Here is a 17,687-nt window from a genome sequence, read left to right on the forward strand (position 1 = left end):
AGAAATTTAAGAGCAACCGCGATTATTTATCCTGTATTCTTTACCGAATTAACTTTGCACGTCCTTTATATGCCCGGGGAAGGGTGCTGTTAACCGAGTCATTAAGACGCGGTTAAATCCTCCGTCGTCGATTCCGTGAGCATGCCCCGGTGCTCGATGAAGGCGATGATCTCAGAAAGCCCCTGACAGATCTTCATGTTGGAGAAGACGAACGGGTTGTCCCCGCGCATGCGCCGGGTGTCCTGAGCCATCACCTCCAGCGAGGCACCCACATAGGGGGCGAGGTCGATCTTGTTGATCACCAGCAGGTCGGAGCGGGTGATGCCGGGACCACCCTTGCGCGGCATCTTTTCGCCCTCGGCCACGTCCAGCACATAGATAGTGAGGTCGGCCAGTTCCGGGCTGAAGGTGGCGCTGAGGTTGTCGCCGCCGCTCTCGATGAACACCAGGTCCAGATCGGGGAAGCGCTCGCACAGGTCCTCCACGGCGGCCAGGTTCATCGAGGCATCCTCGCGAATGGCCGTGTGCGGACAACCGCCGGTCTCCACACCGATGATCCGCTCCGCCGCCAGCGCCTGGCTGTGGATGAGGAAGCGGGCGTCCTCCTGGGTGTAGATGTCATTGGTGACCACGGCCAGCTGGTAGCGGTCGCGCATCGCCTTGCACAGGGCGTCCAACAGCGCGGTCTTGCCGGAGCCGACCGGGCCGCCGACGCCGATACGTAGAGGTGTGCTGTTCATGGTGTTGCTCCCTTCATGATCTGTAGAGTCGGGTGTATTGGGTTTCGTGCAGGCTGCTGGCCAGCGCCTGGGCCGGACAGGAGGCGCCGATCACCTCGTCTTCCAGGTTCAGGCCGCGCTCCACCAGTCGGGGGATGTCGCCGGTCAGGGCGGCGATGATCTGCTGCCCCGCGGTCTGTCCCAGGGGCACGATCTTGACCCCGGCCAGGGTGGTGTTCTCCAGCCAGCCCCAGAGGTAGCCCTCGGCGGCCTGGCGCAGGGGGATGTCCCAGTGTTGCGCGGCCAGGGCGAAGCCGGCCAACTGGCAGCTTCTAAGGATCGGCATCCGCGTTGCCGATACCGGGATACCGAGGTGCGGCAGCAGGCTGGCCAGCGCCCGGCCGCGGTTACGCTCCTCTTCCCGCAGCTCACGAGTCTCGCGGCAGGCCAGCAGATAGCGGCTCCAGTAGGCGAGCGCGGTGTCGTCGTTGTCGGCGCTGGCCTGGTAGAGCCGGGCCAGCAACGGGATCTCCAACCGGCTCATGCCGCTGTGCATCAGGCAACCGAGCCAGTCCTTCAATCCGGCTTCATCACTGACCCAGCCGCACTCCACCGCCCATTCCAGCCCCTGGGAGTAGGTGAAGGCGCCGACCGGCAGCGAGGGGCTGACCAGATGCAGCAGCCGCAGGCGGGCGACATCCGGCTCAATGGTGGTGGCCATGACCGGCTCCCTGTGCGTGCAGATGGCCGTTTTCCGCACTGCCGCCATAGGCGCCCGGTTCCGGCTCGAACGGGGCCTCGGTGACCGTCACCTGCAGTCCTAGACCACGCAACATTCCGTCCAGCACATGGTCATGCGGATAGCTGACCCGGTCGGGTTGTATTTCGATCTGAACATGCCGGTTGCCCAGGTGGTAACAGGCCCTGGCGAGAAGATGGGGGTCGTCACTGACCACGTTTGAGAGGGTTTCCCGGGCGGCGATGACCTTCACCGTATAGCCGTTGTCGGCACGCAGCAGATCGCCGTCCACAAGCGTGCTGCCGCGCGGCAGAAACAGGCCGGCATCCTCGCCATTGTCCAGGGTGACCCGCAGCCGGCACTTGATGCGGCTCTGCAGCGGCAGCGTAAGGGTGGTATTCACAGCCGCGAGGCCGGCGGTCTTTTCAATGAGTTTGATCATCACATGGGTCCTTGAATCTTGACGTGGTTGGCGCCCTATAACTGTTTGATGGGTTACGTCGTTCCTCCTCCACCCATCGTTTCTGCGCTGAGCTAAAACAGAAAAAAGCGCTGCGCCAGCGGCAGCGACGCCGCCGGCTCGCAGGTCAGCAGCTCACCATCGGCGCGCACCTGGTAAGTCTGCGGGTCCACCTCGATCAGCGGCTGGTAGTCGTTCAGCCGCATGTCTGCCTTGGTGACATGGCGGCAATCGCGCACCACGCCGATGAGCGACTGCAGGCGCAGCCGCTCGGCAATTCCGGCGCCCAGCCCGGCCTTGGAGAGAAAGGTCATGCGGGTGGAATACATCGCCCGGCCCACGGCGGCGAACATGGGTCGGTAGTGCACCGGCTGCGGCGTGGGGATGGAGGCGTTGGGATCGCCCATCGGCGCGGCGGCGATCAGGCCCCCCTTGATGATCAAGCTCGGCTTGGTGCCGAACAGGGCCGGTTTCCACAGCACCAGGTCGGCCAGCTTGCCCACCTCCACCGAACCCACCTCGTGGGCGATACCGTGGGCGATGGCGGGGTTGATGGTGTACTTGGCGATATAGCGTTTGGCGCGCAGGTTGTCGTGCCGCGCCGGATCCCCGGCCAGGCTACCGCGCTGCTGCTTCATCTTGTGCGCGGTCTGCCAGGTGCGGGTGATCACCTCGCCGACCCGACCCATCGCCTGGGAGTCGGAGGCGATCATGGAGAAGGCGCCCAGGTCGTGCAGGATATCCTCGGCGGCGATGGTCTCGCGGCGGATACGCGACTCGGCGAAGGCCACATCCTCGGCGATGTTGGGGTCCAGGTGGTGGCAGACCATCAGCATGTCCAGGTGCTCGTCGATGGTGTTGACGGTGTAGGGGCGGGTGGGATTTGTGGAGGAGGGCAGCACGTTGGCCTGGCCGCACGCCTTGATGATATCCGGTGCATGGCCGCCGCCGGCCCCCTCGGTGTGATAGGTGTGGATGGTGCGCCCCTTCATGGCCGCCAGGGTGTGCTCGACAAAGCCCGACTCGTTGAGGGTGTCGGTATGGATCGCCACCTGGACGTCGAAGGCGTCGGCCACCGTCAGGCAGTTGTCGATGGCCGCCGGGGTGGTGCCCCAGTCCTCGTGCAGTTTCAGGCCGATGGCCCCGGCCGCCACCTGCTCCTCCAGGGCTTGCGGCAGGCTGGCGTTGCCCTTGCCGAGAAAGCCGAGATTCATCGGCAGCCCATCCGCCGCCTCCAGCATGCGATGGATATTCCACGGGCCGGGGGTGCAGGTGGTGGCGTTGGTGCCGGTGGCCGGGCCGGTGCCGCCGCCGAGCATGGTGGTGACCCCGGACATCAGCGCATCCTCCACCTGCTGCGGGCAGATGAAGTGGATATGGGCATCGATACCGCCGGCGGTGAGGATGCTCCCCTCGCCGGCGATCGCCTCGGTACCCGGTCCGATGATGATATTCACGCCCGGCTGCACATCCGGATTGCCCGCCTTGCCGATGGCGCTGATGCGGCCGTTCCTGATCCCCACGTCGGCCTTGACGATGCCCCAGTGGTCCAGGATCAGGGCGTTGGTGATCACCGTGTCCACCACACCTGGTTCCGACGACGGCCGCTGGCTCTGGCCCATGCCGTCGCGGATGACCTTGCCGCCGCCGAACTTCACCTCGTCGCCGTAAATGGTGTGGTCCTGCTCGACCTCGATCAGCAGGGCGGTGTCGCCCAGCCGTACCCGGTCGCCCACGGTCGGCCCATACATTTCGGCATAGGCCCGGTTAGTGATTATTGCCATTGTTCAATTCTCCCCATCATTTAATCAGGACGATGTCACCTGATCACGGAAATGCTTGCGAAAGCGGTGGTGTCGTAGGGTGGATAAGCCGGTAGGCGCATCCACGCTGAATCAGTTGATGGTGGATGCGCAAGCTTATCCACCCTACAGTTCTGTTGCTGATACTTGCATTGCCTATTCCTCCAGGTTACCCATCACCGCGCCGTTGAAACCGTACACCTTGCGCTCGCCGGCGTAGGCGACCAGGGTCACCTGCCGGGTCTGGCCGGGTTCGAAACGCACGGCGGTGCCGGCGGGAATATCCAGGCGAAAGCCGCGCGCCTTGTCGCGCTCGAATTCCAGGGCCGGGTTGGCTTCGGCAAAGTGGTAGTGGGAGCCAACCTGGATCGGCCGGTCGCCGCTGTTGGCGACCGACAGGCTCACGGTTTCGCGGCCGCTGTTGAGCTCGCGCTCGCCGGGCGCGGTGATGATCTCGCCGGGGATGAGCGTGTCCGCAGGGGCGTTGTCCGAGGGTAGGATGGGGTCATGCACCGTCACCAGCTTGGTGCCGTCCGGGAAGGTCGCCTCCACCTGCACGTCGTGGATCATGGCCGCGACCCCCTCCATCACATCCACCGAGGTGAGCAGGGTGCGGCCGTAATCCATCAGTTCGGCGACCGTCCGGCCATCGCGAGCCCCTTCCAGAATGGCGGCGCTGATGTAGGCGATCGCCTCGGGATAGTTCAGTTTCACGCCTCTCGCCAGGCGCCGCTCCGCCAGCAGGGCGGCGGTGAACAGCAGCAGTTTGTCTTTTTCCCGGGGGGTGAGATCCATGAATGACTCCTTAAAAATATCAGGTTTAAATATCGTAACTACTCACCCAGCCTGCAAGCGATTGGCCAACAAGCCAGGCCAATCTCTTGCAGGCCGGGTGAGTAGTTACTCAATATCAGGTATTCCATATGCGCGGCACGCAGGGCGGACGATCGACCACGGCGGGTCGCAGCGCTTTCCAGATGGCGCTGAACAGGGCACGGGCGGTTTCGGTGGAGTCCCCCAGGTAGCGGGCGATGAACAGGCCGTCCACCTCGGTAATGCCCAGCCTGTTCCGTTGCGATTCAGGGAGCTGCGCGCGGATCCTGTCCAGCAGGCCGTTATCTCCGGCGGTGGCCCCGGTGGTGGCAATGAGGGTGCCGAGCACCGGATGGTGACGCAGTCCGGCGCTGGCGCCAAGATCGGCCTGTCCGTTTACCTCCAGCCGCTCATGCAGCAGCGGCAGACCGTCCCTGAACAGGCTGAACCGGAACAGCGCCGCGCCGTGGTCGAAGGCCTCGTCAATCACCGGGCGGCCGAGACAGTGAATCTCCCAGCCGATGAAGCGGGCATTGCCTTCAAGCTGCACGGTGGTCGCCAGCTCGATCCGGGCCCCCGGAAAAATGATGTTCTCCTGCGGCAACCACTCCAGGCAGCCATCCGTAACTCGGAGTGTCTGTCGCTGCGTGGCCCAGGGACCGGCGCTGCGGTAGAACTTGGTGGCACCGGGGGTGGTCACCAGCGCCGTGGCGTCCTTGGCCACATCGGCGCTGATCCGCAGCTGGTCGCCACCGGCCACGCCGCCGGGCGGATGCAGCAGGTAGACATGGCAGCAATCGCCCTCCGGGTAGAGCGCCCGCTGCACCGCCAGCGGACCCTGGCGACTGCGTTCGGCCAGCAGGGTCTTTCCGGCGATCTGCCTGAACCCCAGGCGCAGGGCGGCCTGCCATCCGGTGCTACCCATGGCATCTGGACCATTGGGGATACTAGATAATTGTTCTGAATTCGCGGTGGCGGGAGTGGCACCGTCTGACGAGGGACGCCGTAAACCCATTGCATCCTCGGCTCCGTAAACGGTACATCCCTGTACCACTCCTCCTGGGGGCTCGCTGCCGCCATCCTGGCGGCAGACGCCCTCGGCAGAAGCCGCCACTCCCTCCGGACAAATGTGTAATGCTCGTGAACGGATCGCCGGTTCCACCATCTTCACACCGTCAGGTACTGACGAATCAGTTCGTCGTTGAGTCCGGCTATTTCGCCGGCCGCCACCTGGCGGCCGCGATCCAGTATGCAGTAGCGGTCCGCCACCTTGCGGGCGAAGGGCAGCTTCTGCTCCACCAGCAGCACCGTGAGTCCGATCTCCCGGTTCAGGCGCAGGATGATGTCGCCGATCTCCTGCACGATATTGGGTTGAATCCCCTCGGTCGGCTCATCCAGGATCAGCAGCTTGGGATCGATCACCAGGGCGCGGCCGATGGCCAGCTGCTGCTGCTGGCCGCCGGAGAGGTCGCCGCCGCGCCGCCCCAGCATCTCCTTCAGCACCGGGAACAGTTCAAAGATGAAAGGCGGGATCCTGTTGCCTTTTTCGCGGCGCGCCGGCAGGCCGATACGCAGGTTCTCCTCCACCGTGAGCAGCGGGAAGATCTGCCGCCCCTGGGGCACGTAACCGATGCCGAGCGGGGCGCGCCGCTCGGCGATCTGCCGGTTGAGCGAGTCGCCGGCGAAGCGGATCTCGCCCGAGCGGAACGGCAGCAGTCCCATCACGCATTGCAACAGCGTGGTCTTGCCGACCCCGTTGCGGCCCATCAGGCAGGTGCACTGGCCTTCGGGGACATGGAGATCCAGATCCCAAAGGGTATGGCTCTCGCCGTAGAACTGATTGATTTGTTCGACCTTCAGCATCTGATTTTTCCCAATTATTCGCCTCAACTACTCGCCCCCTGTCCACACCACGGAGACACAGAGAGCACAGAGAATCCACAAGTTTCTCCCGCGAAATCGTAGGATGCGGTGAGTGAAACGAACCGCATCGCATGGGGGCGGCAGCGGCGCGGTTCGCAAGCTCACCGGCACCCTACGGTATCCGCGGCGATGTATTGTTCAGTTAACCTCTGTGTCCTCTGTGCCTCTGTGGTGCAAGGGAGGGAGTTTGATGCCCCCCGAGTGAGCAGTTACCGCCCAAATAGACTTCTACCACCCGGGGGTCGTTCTGCACCTCATCCATGCTCCCCTCGGCCAGCACGCTGCCCTGATGCAGCACCGTCACCTTGCGCGCGATGGAACGGATGAAATCCATGTCATGCTCTACCACCACCACCGTGTGGTCGCCGGCCAGCGCGGTGAGCAGTTCGGCGGTGCGCTCCATCTCCTGGTGGGTCATGCCGGCTACCGGCTCGTCCACCAGCAGCAGCTTCGGGTTCTGCATCAGCAGCATGCCGATCTCCAGCCACTGCTTCTGGCCGTGGGAGAGAGCGCCGGCATTGCGGTCGCGGTGTGCCTGCAGGGCGATGATCTCCAGCACCTCGTCGATGTGCTGCCGCTGCGCCCCGTCCAATTGCGCGGTGAGGGTGGGCCAGATGCGCCGCTCCCCGGCCATGGAGAGCTCCAGGTTTTCGAATACCGTGTGGTACTCGAATACCGTCGGTTTTTGGAACTTGCGGCCGATTCCCGCCTGGGCGATCTCCGGTTCGCTGAGCTGCAGCAGGTTGATGTTCTGTCCGAAGTGGGCGCTGCCCTTGTCCGGTCGAGTCTTGCCGGTGATGATGTCCATCATGGTGGTCTTGCCGGCGCCGTTGGGACCGATGATGCAGCGCAGCTCGCCGGCGTCGATATAGAGGTTCAGGTCGTTGATCGCCCTGAAGCCGTCGAAGCTGACCGAGATATCCTCCAGGTAGAGGATGGTGCCGTGGCTCAGATCCACCTCCAGCCCGGTGGTCTGCAGCATGAAATCGAATACCCGGTCACGCCGCATCACCGCTCGCAGGTTGTCCAGTGAATTCATGAGGTTGCGCCTCTTCGTTTCATCAGGCCGATCAGCCCCCGGGGCAGCAGGATGGTGACCAGCACGAACAGCGCGCCGAGGGCAAACAGCCACACCTCCGGCAGGGCCCCGGTCAGGTAGGTCTTGCCATAGTTGACCATCAGGGCGCCGGCGGCGGCGCCGTACAGGGTGCCGCGTCCACCTACGGCCACCCAGATGACGATCTCGATGGAGTTGAGCGGGGAGAACTCCCCCGGGTTGATGATGCCCACCTGGGGCACGTAGAGGGCCCCGGCGATGCCGGCCAGTACCGCGGAGAAGGTGAAGATGGCCAGCTTCACATGCTCCACCCGGTAACCGACAAAGCGGGTGCGGTCTTCCGCGTCGCGCACCGCCACCGCCACCCGTCCCAGTCGGGACTGGACAATGGCCCGGCAGACGATATAGCCCAGGGCCAGCATCAGCGCGGTCACCACGAATAGCCCGATGCGGGTGCTGTCCGCCTGCAGATCGAAGCCGAGCAGCTCCTTGAAATCGGTCAGCCCGTTGTTGCCGCCAAAGCCCATCTCGTTGCGGAAGAAGGCGAGCATCAGGGCATAGGTCAGGGCTTGGGTCATGATGGAGAGATAGACCCCGGTCACCCGCGAGCGAAAGGCCAGCCAGCCGAACACAAACGCCAGCAGGCCGGGCGCCAGCATCACCATCAGGGCGGCGAACCAGAACATGTCGAAGCCGTACCAGAACCAGGGCAGGGCGTCCCAGTTGAGGAACACCATGAAATCCGGCAGCACCGGGTCGCCATACACGCCGCGCTCGCCGATCTGGCGCATCAGGTACATGCCCATGGCGTAGCCGCCGAGGGCGAAGAAGGCGCCGTGGCCGAGACTGAGTATGCCCAGATAGCCCCAGGCGAGGTCCACGGCGATCGCCAGCAGGGCGAAGGCGAGATACTTGCCCAGCAGGGTGACGGTGTAGGTGGAGAGGTGCAGCGCATGGCTCTCGGGCAGCAGCTGGTTGAGCAGCGGCACCAGCACGGCGGCCAGCGCCAGCAGGCCCAGGAACACCTGGCCGCCACGATCCTGTTGCAACAGCTTCAGCAGCCCCATGACTCAGCCCTCCGCCGCCCGGCCTTTCTGCGGGAACAGTCCGCGCGGCCGTTTCTGGATAAACAGGATGATGAACACCAGCACCAGGATCTTGGCCAGCACGGCGCCGGACCAGGGTTCGAGAAACTTGTTGGCGATGCCCAGCCCCATGCCGCTCACCAGGGTGCCCCAGAGGTTGCCGACGCCGCCGAACACCACCACCATGAAGCTGTCGATGATGTAGGACTGGCCCAGGTTGGGGCCCACGTTGGTCAGCTGGCTGAGGGCGACCCCGGCCACCCCGGCGATGCCGGAGCCGAGACCGAAGGTCATGGCGTCCACCCACTCCGAGCGCACCCCCATGGCGCGGGCCATGGCCCGGTTCTGCGACACCGCCCGCACCTGCAGTCCCAGCGGGGTTCTTTTCAGTACCAGGAACAGCGCGGCGAACACTAGCAGGCAGAAGGCGATGATATAGAGCCGGTTCAGGGTAAGGGAGAGGGCGCTGTTGATCTCCCAGCTGCCGCTCATCCAGCTCGGCGCCTCCACCGAGCGGTTGAGCGGGGAGAAGATGGAGCGCACCGTCTGCTGCAGGATCAGGCTGATGCCGAAGGTGGCCAGCAGGGTCTCCAGGGAGCGGCCGTAGAGAAAACGGATCACACCCCGTTCAATGCCGATGCCGACCAGCCCGGAGATGACGAAGGCGACCGGTATGGAGAGCAGCAGCGCGGCGCCGATATGCTCCGGCATCAGCAGCTGCATGACATAGGTGGCGTAGGCGCCGAGCATGATCAGTTCGCCGTGCGCCATGTTGATCACCCCCATGACGCCGAAGGTGATGGCCAGGCCGATGGCGGCCAGCACCAGCACCGAGCCGAGGCTGAGGCCGAAGAAGATGTTCTCGACCAGGCTGTAGAACTGCAGTGTGGCCTTTATATTGTCCAGTACCTGTTTGATCTCGGCGGCGAATGCCTCGTCGTCGGTACTCTGCTGCAGTTTCAGCAGGCCGTTGCGCACCGCCGGATGGATATTGCCGTCCAGCAATTCGACGGCGGCGAGGCGTTCGGTTTTGTCACCCGAACTCAGTTTCCCCAGGGCGATGACGATCTCCATCGCTTCACGGATCTGTTCGTCGCTCTCCTGTTCCAGCAGGGACTGAATCAACGCGGCGCTCGCGGCGTCGGGACGGTCCAGCAGCTGGTTGACGGCGGCGAGGCGTTTTAGCCTATCCGGGTTGCGCAGATCCAGCATCGCCAGGGCATTGCGTATCTGGCTGCGCATGCGGTTGTTCAGGGTGATTTTGTTCATCGCGCCCCGGGCGACATCGCCCACGGAGTCGCCGGTGAGCGCATCGACCGCGCCGGGGCTCCCGCTGCGGCGCCCAAGCATAATCAGCCGCTGGTCACGCTTCAGCGTGTAGAGCCGGCTATCCATCAGGGCGACAAGGATCTCTTTCGCCTGTTCGCTGCCGTCGGACTCCAGCAGTTGAATGGCCTGGTATTTTTGGTCGAACTTTTTTGACTTGAACAATTCGGCCGCCGCATGCAGCGGCGTGTCGCTTTCGGCGGCGTATAGCGCAGAGAGCTGACCTGCAGTGAGGCAGGCAAGCAGCAGTATCCAGTTTAAAAGCCGTGACATGTGCCTACTTATTTGCTCTGGGTTATAGGGTTTCATAAAGGCCACCAATGTTTTTTAGCTAGATACCAGTTAGGTGTTGCATGAGGGACCGTACTTTTGTAGGAGTGGCCGCTCCCGGCATCCTGCCTCCCGCGGCATTAGCACTTCCTTGTGCGTCGCTTCGCCGCGAAAACCTTCGCGCCAGAGGTGCTCCTACGGGGTGATTCACCAAGCTTGATCAACACCAACAACTAACTGGGATAGAGCCATGTTTTTATGCTTCAACGTTCTCTGGTGGTCGGGATCAGGCCGGTCCGACTGGACCGGCCTGGTCACACTTGCATAACAAGTATCAGTGGTACGACGTTACTCGTAGTTCTGACCGGAACATTTCGCGGTCTTGACGTTGTAGTTGCCGCAGGCCAGCGGTGTCCGCCAGTCCGCGATGATGTCCCGGGAGCCGGGGAGGAAGTCGGACCAGGCATCCCCGGCCACCAGACCGGAGGTCTGCCACACCACCTCGAACTGGCCGTTCTCCTGGATCTCGCCGATCAGCACCGGCTTGGTGACATGGTGATTGGGCAGCATGGCGGAGTAACCGCCGGTCAGGTTGGGCACCGAGACGCCGATGATCGCCTGCTGTACGGCGTCCGAGTCGGTGGTGCCGGCCTTCTCAACCGCCTTCACCCACATGTTGAAGCCGATGTAGTGGGCCTCCATCGGATCGTTGGTGACCCGCTTGTCGTTCTTGATGAAGCTCTTCCAGGCGTCGATAAAGCCGCTGTTGGCCTCGGCGTCCACGCTCATGAAGTAGTTCCAGGCCGCCAGGTGACCCACCAGCGGTTTGGTGTCAATACCGGAGAGCTCCTCCTCACCCACCGAGAAGGCCACCACCGGAATATCCTCGGCCGAGAGGCCCTGATTGCCCAGCTCTTTATAGAACGGGACATTGGCGTCGCCATTGATGGTGGAGACCACGGCGGTCTTCACCCCGGTGGAGCCGAACTTCTTGATCTCGGAGACGATGGACTGCCAGTCGGAGTGACCGAACGGGGTGTAGTTGATCATGATGTCCTTGTCGGCCACACCCTTGGCCTTCAGATAGGCCTCCAGGATCTTGTTGGTGGTGCGCGGGTAGACATAGTCGGTACCGGCCAGCACCCAGCGTTTCACGCCAATGTCGTTCATCAGGTAATCGACCGCCGGGATCGCCTGCTGATTTGGGGCCGCCCCGGTGTAGAAGACGTTCTTCGACGACTCCTCGCCCTCGTACTGCACCGGATAGAACAGCAGGCCGTTCAGCTCCTCCACCACCGGCAGTACCGATTTGCGCGATACCGAGGTCCAGTTGCCGAAGATGGCGGCCACCTTCTCCTGGCTCAACAGCTCGCGCGCCTTCTCGGCAAACAGCGGCCAGTTGGAGGCGGGATCGACCACCACCGGTTCCAGCTGCATGCCGAGCAGGCCGCCTTTCTTGTTCTGTTCGTCGATCAGCATCAGCATGGTGTCCTTCAGTGTGGTTTCACTGATCGCCATGGTGCCGGAGAGGGAATGCAGGATTCCCACCTTGATGGTCTCCGCGGCTTGCGCGCCGCTCATCCCCGCGAGCGTGATGGCCATGGATACCAGGCTGCTTTTCAGGTAACTCGTTTTCATCTCGGACTCTCCACAATCTTGGAAAATGTTGGGTTGCTTATGATTTGGCACTGGAATTGCTTTCCCGGTAGCCGGGCGCCTGTTTTTTTACGGTTCCAGTCTCTCCCCGGGCCGATTGAATCGCCATGCGGCGTTACACTCAGCGGCATACGTCAAATGACGTATGGTCACTGGCTTGGTGAGAACCTAGGGTAGGGCGCCCCAAAAGGGTGCATGGCGAAACGATAAGCGACGAGATGATGCACAAGATGGCGTCTCCCCCAGTGATCAACCCGACCAAACGCCGCTATAACCAGTGGGTGGCGAACGAGACACTGGAGGATTTTGCCCTGCGTTTTACCGCGACCCGGGCGCGCAAGTGGTCCGATGCGCGGGTCGCCAACACCGCCCTGGGCATCGTCTCCTTCCTCGCCCTGGAGGCGATCGGCGGCGCCATCACCCTGCAGTACGGTTTCGGCAACTCACTGTGGGCGATCGGGGTGGTCTGTACCCTGATCTTCCTGTTTGGCCTGCCCATCTGCTACCACGCCGCGCGCTCGGGCCTGGATATCGACCTGCTGACCCGGGGTGCCGGTTTCGGTTACATCGGCTCCACCATCTCCTCGCTGATCTACGCCTCGTTCACCTTTATCTTCTTCGCCCTGGAAGCGGCGATCATGTCCATGGCCCTGCAACTGCTGCTGGGGATTCCCCTGGCGTGGGGTTATGTGGTCAGCGCGCTGATGGTGATTCCATTGGCGACCCACGGCATCACCCGTATCAGCCGCTTTCAGTTGTGGACCCAGCCGCTGTGGATCGTGCTGCAGCTCGCGCCGCTGCTGTTCATCCTCTACCATCACGCGGAGGCGGTCTCGGAATGGACCCGGTTCACCGGTCTGGAGGCGGCCGGCGAGGGCGGTTTCGACCTGTTGCTGTTCGGCGCCGCGGCCGCGGTGATCTTTCCGCTGATCGCCCAGAACGGGGAACAGGTGGATTTCCTGCGCTTCCTGCCCAAGGCACAGGAGGGCACGGGCAAATGGTGGCTGGCGCTCACCCTGTCCGGACCGGGCTGGACCCTGTTCGGGGTGCTCAAGCTGCTGGCCGGCTCCTTTCTGGCGGTGCTGGCGCTCAAGCACGGAGTGGCGGCGGAGCTGGCCGACGACCCCTCCCACATGTACCTGGTCGCCTTCAGCTACATCACCAGCCAGCCGGAAGTGGCGCTGGTGCTGGCGGCCACCTTCGTCATCATCTCCCAGCTCAAGATCAACGTCACCAACGCCTACGCGGGTTCGCTCGCCTGGTCCAACTTCTTTTCCCGCCTCACCCACCATCACCCGGGGCGCATCGTCTGGCTCTTCTTCAACGTCGCCATCGCCCTGCTGCTGATGGAACTGGGGCTGTATCAGGCGTTCGAGAGTATCCTGATCACCTATTCCACCCTGGTGCTGGCCTGGATGGGCTCGCTGGTGGCCGATCTGGTGATCAACCGGCCGTTGGGCCTGCGCCCCCGGCAGATGGAATTCAAGCGTGGCCGGCTTTACGACATCAATCCGGTGGGCGTGGGTTCCATGGCGATTGCCTCGCTGCTCGGCATGGTCGGACAACTGGGTCTGCTGGGGCCGACCTTCAAGGCGCTGGCGCCGTTCATTTCCCTGTTCATCCCGTTTATCACCGCCCCGCTCATCGCCTGGCTGACCGGGGGGCGCTACTACCTGGCCCGGGAGTATGAGTCGCCGGTCCATGAGTGCCAGGAGCATACGGTGGACTGCGCCATCTGCGCCAACCGGTTCGAGCACCCGGACATGCTCGCCTGTCCGGTGTACGGTGGCGATGTCTGTTCGCTCTGCTGTGCCCTGGATGCCAGTTGTCGCGACCGCTGCCGGCCGCAGGCCCATCTGCAGGCGCAGTTCAGCCAGACCTTCGGCCGCCTGTTTCCCCAGGCCTGGGGATTGCGGCTGCACGCCACGGTGATCCACTTCCTGGTCATCCTGGTGGTGACCAGCCTGGTGATTGCCGGGCTGTTCTTCATCGTCTATCACTCCGGCGACTACGCATCGGCGCCGCAGGCTGCGATCACCGGCTCGGCGCTGGGCAAGACCTTCCTGTTGCTGTTTATTGTCAACGGCGTGCTGGTGTGGCTCTACGTGCTGGCGCAGGATAGCAAGCGCAAGGCGCTGGAGGATTCGCTGCACCATACCGCGCTGTTGCGCCGCGAGGTGGCGGCCCATGAACTGACGGCTCGGCAACTGCAGGATGCCAAGGAGGTGGCGGTCACCGCCAACCAGGCCAAGAGCCGCTACCTGTCCGGGGTGAGTCACGAACTGCGTACGCCGCTCAATACTGTGCTCGGTTACGCGCAACTGCTGAAGGCGGACGTACAGCTGGCAGCGCGCAATCGCAAGGCGGCCGAGGTGATCCATCGCAATGGCGAACACCTCTCCGATGTCATCGAGGGTTTGCTGGAGATTTCGAAGATCGAGGCACGGCGCGTCGACATCCACCGCGACGAGGTCAATCTGCACACGCTGGTCGAGCAGCTGGCCGAAACGTTCGCGGTGCAGGCCCAGGCCAAGCATCTGCGGTTCGAATACCGCTGTGACAGCGAACTGCCCAACCACGTCCTCACCGACGAGAAGCGTCTGCGGCAGATCCTTACCAACCTGCTCTCCAACGCCGTCAAGTTCACCCACGCCGGCCGGGTGCGCTTCCAGATCAGTTATCGCAACGAGGTCGCCAAATTTACCGTCAGCGATACCGGTATCGGCATCAGGGAAGATGACCGGGAGCGCATCTACGCCCCGTTCGAGCGCATCCAGAACGAGGAGACACGCTCGGTCACCGGTACCGGCCTGGGCCTCACCATCTCCCGGCTGCTCTGCACCCTGATGGGGGGCGACCTGGCGCTCAGCAGCCGATATGGCGTGGGTAGCGACTTCACCCTCTCCATCATGTTGCCGTTCGTCTACAAGCCCAGCCGCCCGCCGGTAACCCGACAGCGTATTCTCGGCTACACCGGGCCACGAAAGGTCCTGCTGGTGGTGGATGACGAACCCTGGCACCGGGCGCTGATCCGCGATTTCCTGAGCCCCCTGGGATTCCGCCTGCACGATGCCGAATCCGCAAGGCAGGGGCTGGCGATCGCCGGGCGCGAGCCGATTGACCTCTATCTGCTGGATGTGCGCATGCCGCTGATGGGTGGCTGGGAGCTGGCGCAGCGGCTGCGTGGTCAGGGGGTGGAGGCGCCGATCTTCATGCTCTCCGGCAATGCCATCGAAAACCAGCGTGAAGAGCTCACCAGCCGGCTGCACAACGAGTATCTGATCAAACCGATCAACCTGGAGAACCTGTTGGAGAAGATCGGCAGTGCCCTGGATCTGACCTGGGTGTTCGATACGCCGAAGGTCGTTGAAACAACGCTATCACCACCGGTCCCGGGGACGGGCGAGCCTGCGCCCGCACCTGAACAGGCCGAGCTCGACGAGCTGATCTCCCTGGCCAAGATCGGTTATCTCAATGGCGTGCTGGAGAAGTTGGAGGAGCTGGAGACGCGCTACGGCGGCTCCGCGCTGCTGGGCTACCTCAAGACCCATGCCGAGGCCTGTGATCTCGAGGGTCTCGTGCGCACCGTTCGGGAGTTCAACCATGCCGCTTGACCGAAACAATCCCATCGTGCTGGTGGTCGACGACTCGCCCGACTCCCTGGGCATGATTCATACCGCGCTGCAGCTGGGCGGCTACACCGTGCTGGTGGCGCTCAACGGCCAGCAGGCGCTGGATATCGTCGCCCGGATACAGCCGGACGTGGTGCTGATGGATGCGCTGATGCCGGTGATGGACGGTTTTGAAAGCTGCCGCCAGATGCGCTGCTTGCTGCCGCTGACGCCGATCCTGTTCATGACCGGCCTGAGCGAGCCCGAGCACATCGTCAAGGCCTTCGAGCATGGCGGCACCGACTACATCACCAAACCGATCAATCCCGACGAGCTGCTTGCGCGCATCACCGCCCATGTGCGCAGTGCCCACCTGATCAGCGATGCCCGCGAGGCGCTGGACTCCGCGCGTCAGCACGTTCTCTCGGTCAACGACCGGGGAGCGGTGCTGTGGACCACCCCGGAGACGCGGGAGCTGCTGGCCGGCAACGGCATCGAGGTGGCGGTCGGTGAGTTTGTCCTCAGCGGTCAGATCAGGGAGTGGATCGGTGGCCGGGATACGGCCCAGGATCTGATTGTTCACACCACCCGGCGGCCCCTGATCATCCGTTATTTCAAGACGGTACATGCCGACGAGCACCTGCTGCGCATCGTCGATCAGCACCAGCTGCTCGACCCCAAGGTACTGGAGGCGGCCCTGCCGGTGACCAAGCGTGAGGCCGAGGTGCTGCTGTGGGTGGCACAGGGCAAGACCAATCGCGAAATCGGCGAGATCCTTACGTTGAGTCCACGCACCGTCAACAAGCACCTGGAGCAGATCTACAGCAAGATCCAGGTGGACAACCGCGCCGCCGCCACCTCCATCGCCATCCAGTCGCTGCTGGGGATGACGGTTTGAGAGCCGCTGTCCGTGCATCCAGTAGCCTACCCGGACACCCAGCTGATTCAGCCGTCTTGCGAAAAAATGTTAGCCGCGAATGAACGCGAATGAACGCGAATAAGCCTGTTGGGGTTCGCCGGTTCACCCCATCGGCTACAAACCACGATGTCCCTGGGTAGGATGCCGGTGAGCTTGCGAACCGCATCATTCTATCCTCAGGTTCGTAAACGGTGCATCCCTGTACCACTCCTCGCGTTCATTCGCGGCTTAAATAAACGGTATCCGAGTATGGCTAGGTATGATGGGTATCAGGTAAGTTGTTGCCTGTTTGGATGACCTAGCCCCGCCCGGCCCGGGCGCTGGTTTTTCGCCGTTTAAACAGGGATACTAGCGCCTCAAAAAAAGAACCGTCTCCGGCATTCAGGTCGTTCCATCCATGCAACAGATCTTCAGTATCGTCTTCCCCATTTTCGCCATCGTGCTGGTGGGTTATCTCTACGGCCGCCGCCACGCCCCGGACATGGCCGCCGCCAACCAGCTCAACCTGGATATCTTTGTGCCGGCGCTGATTTTTTATGTGCTGTCGCAGAAGAGTTTCGAACTGGGGGCCTATCGGGAACTGGCGCTGGCGTCGTTGGCGGTGGTGCTGGGTTCCGGTCTGCTGGCCTGGGGCGTGGCCCGGCTGCTGCACTACGAGCCCAAGACCTTCGTGCCGCCGATGATGTTCTCCAACTCCGGCAACATGGGGCTGCCGCTGGCCCTGTTCGCCTTCGGCGAGGCGGCCTTGCCTGCCGCGGTGGTGCTGTTCATTGTCGAGAACACCCTGCACTTCAGCGTCGGCATGAAGATGCTGGATCACCGCACCTCGCTGATCGGCATCCTGCGTATTCCCATGGTGCTGGCCACGGTGGCCGGTGTCGCCTTCAGCCTCACCGGCTGGGTGCTGCCCGAGGTGCTGTCGGTCTCCATCGAGATGGTGGGGCAGGTGGCGATTCCGCTGATGCTGTTCTCGCTGGGGGTGCGCCTGACCGGAGTCGATCTGCGCGACTGGCGCATCGGCGTCATCGGCGCCCTGGTCTGTCCCGCCACCGGCCTGATCATTGTGCTGCTGATCACCCCCTTGCTCGACCTACCGGCGCTGCAATATGGCCAACTGTTGGTGTTCAGCGTGCTGCCGCCGGCGGTGCTCAACTTCATGGTGGCGGAGAAGTACAACCAGGAGCCGCGCAAGGTGGCCTCGATCGTGATGCTGGGCAACCTCGGCAGCCTGCTGGTGATCCCGTTCGCCCTGGCCTACATCCTGGCACGGAACGGGCTCTGATTCGCCAAGGTTCGGAACGGGGTCG

General features: G+C 63.1%; 14 protein-coding genes. 3 read left to right on the forward strand and 11 right to left on the reverse strand.

The features are described 5' to 3' along the window. Positions 1-101: 101 nt before the first annotated feature. The 11 genes from ureG to urtA all read right to left on the reverse strand — a co-directional run bounded on the left by ureG (position 102) and on the right by urtA (position 11,775). Positions 102-740: an urease accessory protein UreG gene (ureG, locus tag NPX02_RS18345; protein ID WP_260295368.1), complete on the reverse strand. Its 639-nt coding sequence runs from the start codon at positions 738-740 to the stop codon at positions 102-104. Positions 741-753: 13 nt separating this feature from the next. Next, positions 754-1,440: an urease accessory protein UreF gene (locus NPX02_RS18350; protein ID WP_260295369.1), complete on the reverse strand. Its 687-nt coding sequence runs from the start codon at positions 1,438-1,440 to the stop codon at positions 754-756. Then, the gene (gene ureE, locus NPX02_RS18355; protein WP_260295371.1) at positions 1,424-1,900 is read right to left on the reverse strand and encodes an urease accessory protein UreE; all 477 of its coding nucleotides are present in this window, start codon (positions 1,898-1,900) and stop codon (positions 1,424-1,426) included. Before ureE ends, NPX02_RS18350 begins: the two co-directional genes overlap by 17 nt. Positions 1,901-1,992: 92 nt before the next feature. Then, positions 1,993-3,702, reverse strand: coding sequence for an urease subunit alpha (gene ureC / locus NPX02_RS18360; protein ID WP_260295372.1), 1,710 nt, complete (start codon positions 3,700-3,702; stop codon positions 1,993-1,995). Between the two features lie 174 nt (positions 3,703-3,876). Continuing rightward, positions 3,877-4,515, reverse strand: a complete 639-nt coding sequence (ureA, locus tag NPX02_RS18365; protein ID WP_260295373.1) for an urease subunit gamma — start codon at positions 4,513-4,515, stop codon at positions 3,877-3,879. A gap of 115 nt (positions 4,516-4,630) precedes the next feature. Continuing rightward, a complete protein-coding gene (locus NPX02_RS18370; protein ID WP_260295374.1) occupies positions 4,631-5,458 on the reverse strand; it encodes an urease accessory protein UreD in 828 nt (275 codons plus the stop codon). Positions 5,459-5,700: 242 nt separating this feature from the next. Then, positions 5,701-6,396, reverse strand: a complete 696-nt coding sequence (gene urtE, locus NPX02_RS18375; protein ID WP_260295375.1) for an urea ABC transporter ATP-binding subunit UrtE — start codon at positions 6,394-6,396, stop codon at positions 5,701-5,703. 202 nt (positions 6,397-6,598) lie between these two features. Next, complete coding sequence (urtD, locus tag NPX02_RS18380; protein ID WP_260295376.1) at positions 6,599-7,495, reverse strand: urea ABC transporter ATP-binding protein UrtD; 897 nt, start codon at positions 7,493-7,495, stop codon at positions 6,599-6,601. Then, a complete protein-coding gene (urtC, locus tag NPX02_RS18385; protein WP_260295377.1) occupies positions 7,492-8,580 on the reverse strand; it encodes an urea ABC transporter permease subunit UrtC in 1,089 nt (362 codons plus the stop codon). Before urtC ends, urtD begins: the two co-directional genes overlap by 4 nt. A 3-nt stretch (positions 8,581-8,583) precedes the next feature. Then, complete coding sequence (gene urtB / locus NPX02_RS18390; protein WP_260295379.1) at positions 8,584-10,197, reverse strand: urea ABC transporter permease subunit UrtB; 1,614 nt, start codon at positions 10,195-10,197, stop codon at positions 8,584-8,586. A gap of 345 nt (positions 10,198-10,542) precedes the next feature. Continuing rightward, on the reverse strand, positions 10,543-11,775 hold the full coding sequence (urtA, locus tag NPX02_RS18395) for an urea ABC transporter substrate-binding protein (protein WP_470423648.1): 1,233 nt from the start codon (positions 11,773-11,775) through the stop codon (positions 10,543-10,545). A 305-nt stretch (positions 11,776-12,080) separates the two neighbouring features. Here urtA and NPX02_RS18400 point away from each other — a divergent pair, with 305 nt between their 5' ends. From NPX02_RS18400 to NPX02_RS18410, 3 genes are all read left to right on the forward strand, one after another. After that, positions 12,081-15,464, forward strand: coding sequence for a hybrid sensor histidine kinase/response regulator (locus NPX02_RS18400; protein WP_260295382.1), 3,384 nt, complete (start codon positions 12,081-12,083; stop codon positions 15,462-15,464). Then, on the forward strand, positions 15,454-16,359 hold the full coding sequence (locus tag NPX02_RS18405) for a response regulator transcription factor (RefSeq protein ID WP_260295383.1): 906 nt from the start codon (positions 15,454-15,456) through the stop codon (positions 16,357-16,359). Before NPX02_RS18400 ends, NPX02_RS18405 begins: the two co-directional genes overlap by 11 nt. 418 nt (positions 16,360-16,777) lie before the next feature. Next, positions 16,778-17,662, forward strand: a complete 885-nt coding sequence (locus tag NPX02_RS18410; protein ID WP_260295384.1) for an AEC family transporter — start codon at positions 16,778-16,780, stop codon at positions 17,660-17,662. Positions 17,663-17,687 lie beyond the last annotated feature (25 nt).

Source organism: Sedimenticola hydrogenitrophicus (genome assembly GCF_025175675.1).
In the GTDB taxonomy this organism is placed as follows: domain Bacteria; phylum Pseudomonadota; class Gammaproteobacteria; order Chromatiales; family Chromatiaceae; genus Sedimenticola; species Sedimenticola hydrogenitrophicus.